The following is a 13,170-nucleotide window of genomic DNA, read 5'->3' as shown; positions in this document are numbered from 1 at the left end:
CGTCGCGACTCAGTTCTCCTGGAGCGTGGCGGGCGGCCGCGGCGGCTCCGCCGTCGTGAACTCGAAGCGCGCGCCGCCGTCGGCGCTCTCCGTGCATCGAACCGACCAGTCGTGCGCTTGCACGATCTCGCGGACGACCGCGAGCCCGATGCCGGTGCCGTCACCGTCGCTGACGCCGTACTCGAAGAGGTCCTCGCGCGCGTCCGCCGGAAGGCCGTCGCCGTCGTCCGCGACGACGAACCCGTCCTCGGTGACCGCGACGCGGATGCGGGACGTGGAGTCGCCGTGGTCGACGGCGTTCCGGAAGCAGTTCTCGAACACGCGCCGGAGCCGGGACGGGTCCGCGTTCACGACGCCGTCGCCCTCGACCTCGACGGCGACGTCCTCTGGCAGGTCGACCGCGGACTGCGCGGAACTGGCGACGCCCGCGATGGAGATGTCGTGCGCGTCGACGTCGTGGTCGCCTTCGCGGGCGAGCGAGAGCACGTCGTCGATGAGTTCCGTCATCCGGTCGTGCGCGTCCGCGATCTCGTCGAGCCGCGGGTCGTCGAGGTCCGCGGCGAGGAGCTCGCGGTAGCCTTCGGCGACCGATAGCGGCCCGCGGAGGTCGTGCGCGACGACGCTCGCGAACTCGTCGAGTCGATTCCGTTCCTGCTCGAGTTCGCGCTCGCGTTCCTTGAGTTCGGTGATGTCCGAGCTGATACCGCAGACGCCCTTCGGATCGCCGTCCTCGTCGAACAGCGGGACCTTCACCGAGTAGTACGTCCGTCGCTGTCCGTTCCGGTACGCGTCCTCCTCGACCTCGATCGCGCGCTCCTCCTCCATCGCACGCCGGTCGTTCGCGCGGACCTCCGCGGCGAACTCGTCGTCCTGTATCTCCCAGTCGGTTCGCCCGACGAGCTCGCCGTCGACGTCGACGACCTCGCGGAACCGTTCGTTCGCGAGCTCGTATCGACCGTCTCGGTCCTTGATGTAGACGATCGCGGTGGTGTTGTCGAGGACCGCTTGGAGTTGCTCGGTCGTGCGTTCGTACTCGCGTTCGCGGTCCAGGCGCTCGAACGCCTGCTCGACGTGCGTCGCGAGGAGCTCGGTGAGTTCCAGGTCGGACGTCGTGAACGCGTTCGGTTCCGCGGCGATAGCCTGGAAGACGACGTCGTCGCCGACGGGGACGGAGACGGCGGAGCGGAACGACGACTGGTCGGGCGCGGCGTCGGTCGTCTCGGTGACGTCGTCGACGCGGAACGACTCGCCGCGCTGGTAGGTCTTCCCGAGGACGCCGTCGTCGAGCGCGGGCAGCGAGTCGGGTTCGTAGCTCGCCGCGCCGAGCGGCTCGAAGCGGCCGTCGACCGCTTCGTAGAGCCCGTAGACGTGGAACTCGAGGATGTCGTCGGCGGCGGAGAGTGCGGCGTCGACCACGGCGTCGCGCGACGATGCGCCGGCGATGTCGGCGGCGTGCCCGTGGAGTTGCGCGGTCTTCTCGCGGGTGCGTTCGAGTTCGCGTTCCGCACGGGCGGCGTCGACGGCGTTCTCGACGCGGTTCGCGAGGAGCGCGTACTGTTCGCGCCCGCCCTTCTGGAGGTAGTCGGTGACGCCCGCGGAGATGGCGTCGGCGGCGACGGCTTCGCTGCCTTTCCCCGTGAAGAGGATGAACGGGACGTCCGCGTGGTTCTCGCGGACGGTCTTCAGGAACGCGAGGCCGGTCCGGTGTTCGAGGTCGTAGTCGCTGACGACGCAGTCGACGTCGGTCTCGGCGAGGACGTCGAGCGCGTCGTCGGCGGTCGTCGCCGTGACGACGCTGATGCGGTCGCTCTCGCGGTCGAGGAACGTCTCGGTGAGGTCCAGGAGGCTCTGTTCGTCGTCGACGCAGAGCACCTGAACGTCTCGCATATCGTTGGCGCTCGACCGACTCATGCAAGAAACGTTCGGTTCGCTTCCACGAAGCCGCCGGTCTCGGCTTTCGTGTCCATGCAGTCGGCGTGCGCGACCATGGACTGGCGGGTGGGGTTCGTCGGAGTCGACTGCTCAGTACGCGTCGTCGGAATCGACTGCTCAGTACGCGTCGTCGGAATCGACTGCTCAGTACGCGTCGTCGGAATCGGTTGCTCAGTACGCGTCGTCGGAATCGATTGCTCAGTACGCGTCGTCCGGGTCGTCGAGTTCGCCGGTCTGGACGTTCCAGAGGGTCGCGTATCGGCCGTCGGCGGCGAGCAGGTCGTCGTGGCTGCCGCGTTCGACGACCTGGCCGTCCTCGAGGACGACGATGCGGTCTGCGTCCTTCACGGTCGAGAGCCGGTGCGCGATGGCGAACGTCGTCCGGTCGGCGGCGAGGTCGTCGAGACTCCGCTGGATGCGGAGTTCGGTCTCGGTGTCGACGTCCGAGGTCGCTTCGTCGAGCACGAGGATGGGTGGGTCCTGGAGGACGACGCGCGCGATGGCGAGGCGCTGGCGTTGCCCGCCAGAGAGCTTCACGCCGCGTTCGCCGACGCGCGTGTCGTAACCCTCGGAGAGGTCCGCGATGAACTCGTGGGCTTCCGCGAGCCTGGCGGCGCGCTCGACGGCGTCGCGGTCGGCGTCGAACCGCCCGTAGCGGACGTTCTCCGCGATGGTGCCGTCGAAGAGGAACGAGTCCTGGCCGACGTACCCGACGTGCTCGCGGAGCGACGCGAGCGTGACGTCGCGGACGTCGTGCCCGTCGACCGTGACCGCGCCGTCGTTCACAGCGTCAGACTGCGTCTGATTGGCCGACGGACGTGGTCCGTCGACGTCGTCAGATTGTGTCTGACTGGCCGACGGACGTGGTCCGTCGACGTCGTCAGATTGTGTCTGACGTGCTGACGGACGTGGTCCGTCAACATCGTAGAGGCGCATGAGGAGCTTCAGCGTCGTGGACTTCCCGGCGCCCGTCGACCCGACGAGCGCGACGGTCTCGCCGGGTTCGGCGTCGATGGACACGCCGTCGAGCACGGGTTCGTCCGCGCCGTCGTACGTGAACGTCACGTTATCGTACCGGACGTGGCCGTCGACGTCCGCGAGTTCGACCGCGTCCTCGCGCTCGGTGACGTGCGGCGGGACGTCCATGAGGCCGAACACGCGCTTCCCGCTCGCCTTGGCGTTCTCGTACCAGTCGACGATGTTCGACACCTGCGAGAGCGGCTGGACGAACCGCTGGGTCATGAACACGAAGATGACGAACTCGCCGACGCTGAGTTCGCCCGACAGCGGCCCGGGCGGCCCCTGGAAGATCCAGAGCCCGCCGACGAGGAACGTCGCGGCGAACGAGAGGCCGGCGAGGAAGCTCATCCCGGGCCGGTAGAAGTACGAGAGCGTCAAGATGGACATGTTCGCGTCGTAGAGTTCGCGGGAGGCGCCGCGGACGCGCCCGGTCTCGTGGGCTTCCGTCCCGGTGGTCTTCACGAGTTGGATGCCGGCGAGCCCGTTCTCCAGGCGCGTGTTCAGGTCGCCGACGGCCTCGCGGACGCGAGCGTACCGCGGTTCGGCCTTCCGCATGAACCAGAGCGTGAACGCCCCCATCAGGGGGACGAACACGAGCGTCACCGCCGCGAGCTGGGCGTTGTAGAAGAACAGGATGCCGGCGATGCCGAGCACCATCACGACGAGGCGGAGGACCTCCGAGAGCGCGTCGTCGAGGAACGTCTCGAGGTTCGACGCGTCGTTGTTCAGGATGCTCATCACTTCGCCGGTCTCCTTGTCGTCGAAGAACGACATGTCGAGGTCCTGCATCGCGGCGTACGTGTCGGTGCGGACCGCGTGCATGACGCCGTGCGCGAACGTGTTCATCGTCACGCCCCACACCCAGCGCGCGGCGGTGCCGACGACGAACGCGCCGACGATGAGCCACACCGAGAACCAGAACTGCTCGACCTGCGTGTTCGGGAGCATCCCCGCAGGGACGAGCGGGAGGTTGTATCGGCTCGCGCCGCCTTCGCGGAACACGGCGTCGATGGCGGTGCCGAGGACGACCGGCGGGACGAGGAGTGCGGCGCGGGAGACGAAGTTCGAGAGGATGCCCGCGAGCAGCCACGGCCACCGCGGGACGCCGTACTCGCGGAACAATCTGCCGAGCGGTCGGTCGACGTCCACGCGGTACGCCTCGAAGGGGTTCTCGTCGTCGTCGGAGGCCACGTTGAGAGCATCAATCCGAGCGCGCAGCAAATGACCTTCGATTCGAAACGCTCGCGCTCGTCGGCCCGGCGCGGACCCGCGGTCGTCGCCGACGCGCCGCGCCGCTGGCCCACCCGGGCCGGGCGCTGCCGACCGGAACCAGTGAACAGACAACCCATTGCAAATTACTTTGGTCCTGGGTTCCATGGCCCTCGGTATGGCCACGGACCAGTTCAGCGTCGACGGCGACGTCGCCATCGTCACGGGCTCGTCGTCTGGGATCGGACAGGTAATCGCGGAGCGGTTCGCGGACGACGGCGTGGACGTCGTCGTCTGCTCGCGCGAGATGGAGAACGTCGAACCGGTCGCGGACGGCATCAACGACTCGGACCGACCGGGGAGCGCGCACGCGGTCGAGTGCGACGTCACCGACCGGGACGCGGTCGAGGCGATGGTGGAGGCGACCGTCGAGCAGTTCGGTGGCGTGGACGTCCTCGTGAACAACGCCGGCGCGTCGTTCATGGCGGGCTTCGACGACATCAGCCCGAACGGCTGGAAGACCATCGTCGACATCAACCTCACCGGCACGTATCACTGCGTGCAGGCCGCCGAGGAGCACCTGAAGGACGCGTCCGGGAAGGTCATCAATCTCTCCTCGGTCGCGGGCCAGCAGGGTGCGCCGTGGATGAGTCACTACGCGGCGGCGAAGGCCGCGGTCGAGAACCTGACGAAGACGCTCGCGTTCGAGTGGGCGGACGACGACGTCCGCGTGAACTGCATCGCGCCCGGGTTCGTCGCCACGCCCGGGGTCGCGAGCCAGATGGGCGTCACCGCCGACGAGGTCGATAGGGAAGAAGTGAAGCGCCGCATCGGCGTGAGCGAGGAGATCGCGGACGTCGCGCAGTTCCTCGCGTCCCCGGCGTCCTCGTACGTGGTCGGGCAGAGCCTGACGGTCGCGGGCGTCCCGGACATCATGGAGAGCCCCGATGTCTGAGGCGGACTACCACGTACACCTGCCGGTCGCGGCACAGGACTCGGTGCAGGACTTCGTCGACATGGCGGTGCGCGCGGAGGAACTCGGGTACGAGGCGGTCTGGCTCCCGGAGACGTGGGGGCGCGACGCCGTCACTATCATGACGAGCATCGCGCACGCCACGGACGACGTCCTCATCGGGTCGTCCATCATGAACGTGTACTCTCGGTCGCCCGCGCTGCTCGCGCAGACCGCGGCGACGCTCGACGAAGTATCGGACGGCCGGTTCCGCCTCGGCATCGGCCCGTCGGGGCCGGCGGTCATCGAGGGCTGGCACGGCATCGACTTCGGGAACCCGCTCCGACGCACCCGCGAGTACGTCGACATCGTCAAGAAGGTCCTGCGCGGCGATGAACTGGACTACGAGGGCGAGTACTTCAACCTGAGCGGGTTCCGGCTGCGCTGCGAGGCACCCGACCCGGCGCCGCGCGTGGACGTCGCCGCGATGGGCCCGAAGGCCGTCGAGCTCGCGGGCCGGTTCGGGGACGGCTGGCACGCCATCCTCTTCACGCCCGACGCGATGGCGGACCGCATCGAGGACTTCGAGCGCGGCACGGAACTGGGAGACAACGACCGGGGCGAGCAGGACGTCACGCTCTCCCTGACGTGCTGTGCGCTCGAGGACGGCGAGCGCGCCCGGCACCTCACCGCCCAGCACGCCGCGTTCTACGTCGGCGCGATGGGAACGTACTACCGCGACTCGCTCGCTCGCCAGGGCTACGAGGACGAGGCGCACGACGTCGCCGCGAAGTGGATGAACGGCGACCGCGACGCCGCCATCGACGTCTTCAGCGACGACATGCTCGACGACTTCACCGCCGCCGGCACGCCCGAGCGCGCCCGCGAGGAACTCGCGAAGTTCGCCGAGGTCGACGGCGTCGACAACGTCTCCATCGGGTTCCCGCGCGCCGCCAGCCCCGCGGAGATCGACGCAACGCTCGAAGCGTTCGCGCCCGAGTAGGGGCCCGCAGGCGCTCTCGAGCGCCTCGGAGCGTGACGCTACGGGGACGCCTCGCCGCCCGATCCGCTGCGTTCCTCACTCGACCGGGACCTCGATGAGCGCCATGCCACCGCCGATGGCGGACTCGAGGGCGTCCCGCAGGTCCGCGCTCGTCTCGGGCCGGTACCCGTCGATGCCGAAGCTCTCGGCGAACGTCACGAAGTCCGGGTTCGTCAGTCCGGTCCCGAACGACTCGCCCGTGTGGTCGCGCTGTTTCTTCGAGATGAGGCCGTAATCGTCGTCGTTGAACACGACGATGGTGTAGTCACAGCCCGTCCGGGTCGCCGTCTCTATCTCCGCGGCGTTCATCAGGAACCCGCCGTCGCCGGTCGCCGCGACGACGTTCGCGTCGATCGCCAGGTCGGCCGCCAGCCCGCCCGGGACCGCGATCCCCATCGACGCGAGGCCGTTCGAGATGATGCACGTGTTCGGTTCGTACGTCGGGAAGTTCTGTGCGATCGCCATCTTGTGGTTGCCGACGTCCGAGACGAGCACGTCCTCCGGCGCCATCGCCTCTCGCAGCACGGGAAGGACGCCCTCGACGGTGAACGGAGCCGTCTCGTTCGGCGTCCGGTCGATCCCCGCGACGATTCGCTCCCTGCCCTCCGTGAACCACTCCCGGTCGAAGGACGGCTCGGCGGACCGCGACCACTCCGTGAGCGACCGGAGGGTTCGACCGCTGTCCGCGATCACCTCGACGTCCGGGTCGTAGGCCTCGTACACCTCCGCGGGTTCGCTGTCGACGTGAACGAGCACGGGCGTTCCGTCGTTCCAGTCGGCCGGATCGTGCTCGGCGATGTCGTAGCCGACGGCGAGGACGAGGTCCGCTCGCGAGATGGCGGTCGTCGCTTCACCGTCGGTTCCCGACCCGAGCGTCATCAGCGACTGCTCGTTCGCGTCCGATACCGCTCCCTTCCCCATGTACGTCGAAACGACCGGGATGCCGGTCGCCTCGACGAACTCCCGGAGCTGCGTCGCTGCGTGCGTCCTGACGGCGCCGTTCCCGGCGATCACGATCGGTCGGTCCGCGTTCCGCAGGTGCTCCTGGACGCGAGCGAGCGTATCCGGGTTCGGTGCGGCGAACGGAACGCCCTTCCGCGACTCGAGCGGCCGCGCGTCGGTCTCCTCGGCGGCGACGTCCTCCGGGAGTTCCAGGTGCGTCGCACCGGGTTTCTCGTACTCGGCCACCTTGAACGCCTTCCGGACGGACTCGTGCACGATGTCGGGGCTGTCGAGCTGCGTGTTCCACTTCGTCACGGGCTCGAACATCCGCAGCACGTCGATGGCCTGATGGCTTTCCTGATGGAGGCGTTCGAGTCCACCCTGGCCCGTTATCGCGACGAGCGGGCTCTTGTCCAGGTGCGCGTCGGCGACGCCCGTGAGGAGGTTCGTCGCCCCGGGACCGAGCGTCCCGAGACACACGCCGGCGTCGCCGGTCAGGCGGCCGTGGACGTCCGCCATGAACGCCGCGCCCTGTTCGTGCCGGACGGGGACGAACGTCACCGTCGAATCCCGGATGGAGAACAGGAGGTCCTCGAGCTCCTCGCCGGGAACGCCGAACACGTGTTCGACCTCCTCGCGTTCGAGACACGCGACCAGCAGATCCGACGCCTTCACGACTCCACACGCTCCGTGTGCCGGTGAGGATGCATACGTCTAGCACGACGTGACTGGCACGGAAGAACGTTGAGGGGGCGCTCTCCGGTTCGAGGCGGCTGGGGGGAGTATCCCCGCTCGAACGCCCCTTGCATCCCGGTCCGGGAGCCCCTCGCATCCCGCTCGAACGTCCCTCGAACTCCGAAGCGACGTCGAAGGGTATCCCGGAGTGCCGTGGGGGGTCGTCACGGCCACTACCGGCGGGTTCGGCCGATCCGTGGCGGAGGGGCCAGAAGCTTAAGGCCGCTCCGTTAGACACGTTGTACCACACAGGCTGGTATCGTGGGTGGGTTCCCGTTCCTCAGCGGTGTGCTCGTGGTCGCCGGGCTAGCGACCGGGTCGCTCGCGTACCTCGGGTACCGCCAGCGAGACCGCCCGGGTGCACGCACGTTCGCGCTCCTCGCGGCGACGATGACGGGGTACGCGTTCCTGTACGCACTCAGTCTCCCGGTGCAAGCGGGGCCGCTTCGGTCCGCGCTCGGCGCCGCCCAGTGGTTCGCCATCGCGCCACTCCCCGTCGTCTGGCTGTTGTTCGCGCTCGAGTACTCGGGGCGCCCCGAGTACCTGACGCGACGCGTCGTCGTCTCGCTCTCCGTCGTCCCCGCGCTCGCCGTCGCCGCCGTGGTCGCGAACGCGATGCCCGTCCCGGACGCGCTCCTCGTCTCGCGGTTCGGCGACCTCTTCTATCCGACGACGACCGCCGAAGCCTGGATGGGGCACACGTTCATCACGCACGGCCAGGGCCCGCTGTACGTGCTGTTCATCGTCGTCGCGTACGTGTTCTTCATCACGGGCGTCGCCATCCTCTTCGAGTTCGTCGTCCGGTTCGACCGACTCTACAAGCACCAGGCGGCGAGCCTCGTCGTCGGCGCGCTCTTCCCGTGGGTCGGGAACGTCGTCGCGGTCCTCGGCGCCGAACCCATCCCCGGCCTCGACGTCCTCCCGTTCACCCTCCCGATAACCGCGCTCCTGTTCGCGAACGCCATCTTCCGGTACGACCTCCTGGACTTCGTCCCGGCGACCCGACGCCGTGGCGCGAGCGCGCTCGTCGCGGACATGCGGGACGCGGTCGTCGTCGTGGACGACGCCGAGCGCGTCGTCGACGTCAACCCCGCGGCCTCGGAGCGCTTCGACCTCGACCGCGAGCGCGCGCTCGGCGCGTCCCTGACGTCGGTCGCCGGCGTCACGCTCGACCCGGACGAGGAGCTGTTCGAGGTGGTGAACGACGGGAGCGTCTACGAGGTGACGGTGTCGCCCGTTCACGACCGCTACGGCTCGGTCATCGGGCGGACGCTCGTGTTCCGGGACATCACCGAGCACCGGGACGCCCAGCAGCGCCTCGAGGTCCTGAATCGCGTCCTCCGCCACAACCTCCGCACGGAGGTGAACGTCATCTCGGGGTACGCGACGATGGTGGAACGCCAGCTCAAGGACGACGGGGCGTCGATGGCCGCGGAGATATCGACCGCCGCGGGGACGCTCGACGAGCTCGGGCAGAAGGCGCGCGAGGTCGAACGCATCATGTCCCGGGACGACGACGCGGACACGTACGCGCTCGCGGACCTCCTCGACGACGCCGTGTCGCGCGTCACGGACGAACACCCGAACGTGGTCGTGGACGTCTACACGCCGTCTCGCGCCGTGCACGTCGACGTGGACGCGGTCGTGTTCGAGGCGGTCGTCGCGGACCTCGTGGACGCGCTCGCGCACTACGGCGACGACGTCATCTCGGTGCGTGCGTTCACGTTCGACGGCGACCTGACGGTTCGTGCGAGCGACGACGGGTCGGGCATCCCGGCGTCGGAGTACGAGGTCGTTCGACGCGGCGAGGAGACGCCCCTCGAGCACGCGAGCGGGCTGTCGCTCTGGCTCGTGAAGTGGGGCGTCCGGTCGCTCGGCGGGGCGGTCGAGTTCGACGACGACGGCGACGCCGTCCTCGACATCGCGGAGTGCGTCGCCGACGTCGGACCGAGCGCGGTGTCGGGCGGCCGTCCGGGGGGCGTGGCGGCCGCGGACGGGGGCGACGACCGCGAGACGTGACGGGGGAGTCGGCGGCAGCGAGAAGGAGGCCGGTCGTCTACTGGCCGTGTCTGGCGTTCGGTGCGAGGGGGCCGCGGTCGTCTCGCGGCGCGGTGAGCGCGAGCATCGCGCCGAGCGAGAACCCGACGATCGCGCCCGCGAGTGCGCCGCCGAGCGGGTCGAGGTCGCCGCCCCACGCGGCGACGGCGCCGACGCCGGTACCGGTGAGGAGGCCGGCGAGCGTCCCGAGCGCGAGCCGGTGCTCGTGCGTGGCGAGCGCGACGACGGCGGCGCCGACGATGATCCCGGTGCCCACGCCGTACGCCGACCCGAGCGCGAGGTCGAAGTCGAGCATGAACGCGGCGAGGAGGCCGAGTGCGGAACCGAGGACGATACCGATACCGACCGTGTACGAGTTACGGGTAGTGGGGCTCATACGCGTCTAGACGCGTGCAGCGAGCATATAGCGAGGGCGTGGTTCTTCGAGTGTGAGAACCCGCGTGTCGTGGAGTCGACCGAGAGACGTCGGGGCCGTGGCGGGAAAACCGCTTAGAGGGAGGGCTGCGTGGCCTCCGGCATGACCGAGTACACGGGCGCGGACCTGTTCGTGGACGCGCTCGAGACGTACGGTATCGAGCACGTCTTCGGGAACCCGGGGACGACGGAACTGCCGGTGACGAGGGCGCTCGCGGACAGCGACGTCGAGTACGCGCTCGGCCTGCACGAGGACGTCGCGGTCGGCGCGGCGGCGGGGTACGCGTCGACGCGACTCGCGTACGCCGACGAACTCGACGGGCTTCCGGCGGGGGTCGTGAACCTCCACGTCGCGCCCGGGACGGCGCACGGCCTCGGGAACCTCTACGACGCGAGCGTCACGGGCGCGCCGCTCGTCGTCACCGCCGGGGCGCACGGTCGCGGGTTCCGGCACGAGGAACCCATCCTCGACGGCGACATGGTCGCGATGACCGACCAGTTCACGAAGTGGAGCGCGGAGGTCCTCGACGTCGAGGCGCTCCCGACGATGCTCCGGCGCGCGTTCCGCGTCGCGTGCACGCCCCCGACTGGCCCCGTGTTCCTCGCGCTCCCGCTGGACGTGATGCGCGAGGCGACCGACGCCGAGCCCGAACCCGTCGGTGGCCGCATCCAGAACGCGGGCCGGGGCGACCCCGCCGCACTGGAGGAGGCCGCGGACCGGCTCGCGGCCGCGAACGACCCCGTGCTCGTCGTCGGCGACCACGTCCCCCGACACGCCGCGTCGTCGCCCGTCGACCCCGTCGCGGCCGCGGTCGACCTCGCGGAGGCCGCGGGGATGCGCGTCCACGGCGAGATACTGTCGAGCGAGGCGAGCTTTCCGACGGACCACGACCAGTGGGTGAGTCACATCCCGCCGAGCGAGGAGTTCGCGCAAGCGCTCCTGAACACGGACACGCTCGCCTTCGCGGGCGTGTCCACGAACACGACGCTCTGGGACCACGACGACCCCCTCGTCCCCGGCGACCCGACGTGCATCCACCTCGCGACCGATCCGTGGGAGGCCGGGAAGAACCACCCCGGAACGGGCGTGACGGGGGACCTCGGGCTCCTCATGACCGACCTCGCGGAGCGCGTCCGCGAGCGCCTCGACGACGCGGAGCGCGAGAAGCGCCTGGACGGCGTCGCCGCGATGAAGACGTTCGCCGAGCGGAAGGTCGCCGACCTCGCCGAATCGGACGTCGAGGACCCTCGACCCTCCAAGCCCGACCTCGTGGACGCCCTGAACGCGGTCGTTCCCGAGGCGTACGTCGTCGACGAGGGCGTCACCGCGAAGTACGCGCTGCTCTCGCGCTGGGACTTCGAACCCGGCGACCTCGCGTCGAACAAGGGCGGCGGGCTCGGGTACGGCCTCCCGGCGAGCGTCGGCGCCGCACTCGCGGAGTCGATGCGGCCCGAAGGCGACCAGCGGGACGTCGTCGGGTTCGTCGGCGACGGCTCGTACCTGTACTACCCCCAGAGCGTCCAGCTCGCCGCCAGCCTCGGCGTCGACCTCACGGTCGTCGTCGTCGACAACCGGAACTACCGCATCCTGAAGGACAACCAGCGCGCGATGTTCGGCGACGACGAGACCGACGACGACTTCGTCGGCATGGACTTCGACCCACCCGTGGACATCGCCGCGAGCGCGACAGCGAACGGCGTCGACGGCCGCCGGGTCGACCCGGACGACGACCTCGAACGCGCGCTCGCCGACGCCGTCGACACCGCGGGCCCGGTCGTCGTCGACGTCCCCGTCCACGACTGACCGTAGGGGCGGCCGAGAGGCCTACGACTGATTCTAGGGGCGGCCGAGCGGTCCCCGACTGACCGGAAGACCGATGTCGCGCCGGGCGGTCCACGACGGTCGGTACCGTCGACCGTCGCCGAACACCAGACGACGTGTGGGGACGGTTCAGCTCTCCTCGCCGTCGTCACCGTCGCCGTCGCCATTGCCGCCGTCGCCGCCGTTGCCGTCGTCGTCGCCATTGCCGTCGTCGTCGCCATTGCCGTCGTCGTCGCCGTTGCCGTCGCCCTCGCCGTCATCGTCATCCGGGAGGCCGTCGAGTCGTTCGACCTGCACGAGCGCCGCTGGTTCCCGCCAGTCGTAGACGGCTGGTGGGAGGTCGCCGACGCCCTGGATGCCCGGATGCGGTCGGATGACGCCGTCCGTCGCGAGGTCCGGGTCGCTCTCGGCGGTCCCCTCCGGCTCGCCGCCGACGATGAGCGTCTTCGCGGGCGGCACGAGGTCCTCGAACCGCTCGGTGTTCTCCTCCGTCCCGACGTCGTACCCGTTCGCGTAGTACGTCGACGACTCGTTCACGTCCTCCGGAAGTTCGACGGTGTCCAGGCCGACGATACCGTCGTTCGTCGCGATCAGCATGCTCAGGAACGTCATGTGCGTCGCGCTCGCGTCCGCTTCCAGCGTCAACGACGCGTAGTACGGCAAGCCGGTGTCACCGGGGTCGCCCTCCGGGACGAGCGGGGACTCGCCAGCGGCCGCCCCGCGGATCTCCGACGTCGACTCGATGAGTTCCAGGAGCGGGCCGAGGTCGCCGTTCTCCGCGACCGCCTGCGTCGGCTCGTTCGCGGGCTCACCGACCGCGAAGACCTCGACCGCCGGGCGATGCGCCGCCACCGCGGGTGGCGTGAACGGCTGCCCCCGCGTGAGGTTCGCGACGGTCACGCGGTACGCGCGACCCTGCTCGCCGTCGTCCTCCTGGGCGACCGTCGACCCGCCGAGTCCGCCCGCGACGAGCGCGCCGCCACCGAGCGCGAGCGCGCGCCGCCGACTCAACCGATACTCGGTCGTCATCGCTCTCTCCCTCGC

Annotated in this window: 9 protein-coding genes; 4 read left to right on the top strand and 5 right to left on the bottom strand. The window is 69.7% G+C overall.

Features of this window, described 5'->3' with window-relative positions; all coding sequences use genetic code 11:
- Positions 1–9 precede the first annotated feature (9 nt).
- On the bottom strand, positions 10–1,887 hold the full coding sequence (locus ACZ48X_RS04570; RefSeq protein WP_336350279.1) for a hybrid sensor histidine kinase/response regulator: 1,878 nt from the start codon (positions 1,885–1,887) through the stop codon (positions 10–12).
- 243 nt (positions 1,888–2,130) lie between these two features.
- Positions 2,131–4,143 carry an ABC transporter ATP-binding protein gene (locus ACZ48X_RS04565; RefSeq protein ID WP_336350280.1) on the bottom strand — a complete coding sequence of 671 codons (2,013 nt, stop codon included), beginning with the start codon at positions 4,141–4,143 and terminating at the stop codon, positions 2,131–2,133.
- Between the two features lie 196 nt (positions 4,144–4,339).
- Here ACZ48X_RS04565 and ACZ48X_RS04560 point away from each other — a divergent pair, with 196 nt between their 5' ends.
- The gene (locus tag ACZ48X_RS04560) at positions 4,340–5,116 is read left to right on the top strand and encodes an SDR family NAD(P)-dependent oxidoreductase (RefSeq protein WP_336350281.1); all 777 of its coding nucleotides are present in this window, start codon (positions 4,340–4,342) and stop codon (positions 5,114–5,116) included.
- A complete protein-coding gene (locus ACZ48X_RS04555) occupies positions 5,109–6,116 on the top strand; it encodes a TIGR04024 family LLM class F420-dependent oxidoreductase (RefSeq protein WP_336350282.1) in 1,008 nt (335 codons plus the stop codon). Before ACZ48X_RS04560 ends, ACZ48X_RS04555 begins: the two co-directional genes overlap by 8 nt.
- 75 nt (positions 6,117–6,191) lie before the next feature.
- Here ACZ48X_RS04555 and ACZ48X_RS04550 read toward each other — a convergent pair whose 3' ends face one another.
- The gene (locus tag ACZ48X_RS04550) at positions 6,192–7,772 is read right to left on the bottom strand and encodes an acetolactate synthase large subunit (RefSeq protein ID WP_336350283.1); all 1,581 of its coding nucleotides are present in this window, start codon (positions 7,770–7,772) and stop codon (positions 6,192–6,194) included.
- A gap of 321 nt (positions 7,773–8,093) precedes the next feature.
- Here ACZ48X_RS04550 and ACZ48X_RS04545 point away from each other — a divergent pair, with 321 nt between their 5' ends.
- On the top strand, positions 8,094–9,851 hold the full coding sequence (locus tag ACZ48X_RS04545) for a histidine kinase N-terminal 7TM domain-containing protein (RefSeq protein ID WP_336350284.1): 1,758 nt from the start codon (positions 8,094–8,096) through the stop codon (positions 9,849–9,851).
- A gap of 37 nt (positions 9,852–9,888) precedes the next feature.
- Here the strand turns inward: ACZ48X_RS04545 and ACZ48X_RS04540 are convergent, their stop codons facing one another.
- Entirely contained in the window at positions 9,889–10,266 is a 378-nt protein-coding gene (locus ACZ48X_RS04540; RefSeq protein WP_336350285.1) for a hypothetical protein, read from the bottom strand.
- Positions 10,267–10,407: 141 nt separating this feature from the next.
- On the opposite strand from ACZ48X_RS04540, the gene ACZ48X_RS04535 reads away from it, so the two are divergent.
- A complete protein-coding gene (locus ACZ48X_RS04535; RefSeq protein WP_336350286.1) occupies positions 10,408–12,108 on the top strand; it encodes a thiamine pyrophosphate-binding protein in 1,701 nt (566 codons plus the stop codon).
- A 147-nt stretch (positions 12,109–12,255) separates the two neighbouring features.
- Here ACZ48X_RS04535 and ACZ48X_RS04530 read toward each other — a convergent pair whose 3' ends face one another.
- Positions 12,256–13,155, bottom strand: a complete 900-nt coding sequence (locus tag ACZ48X_RS04530) for a spondin domain-containing protein (RefSeq protein ID WP_336350287.1) — start codon at positions 13,153–13,155, stop codon at positions 12,256–12,258.
- Between the last annotated feature and the right edge of the window lie 15 nt (positions 13,156–13,170).

It is taken from the genome of Halorubellus litoreus (assembly GCF_055378595.1).
Note: the sequence above shows the minus strand (reverse complement) of the source record. Positions and strands in the feature narration are given on the sequence as shown.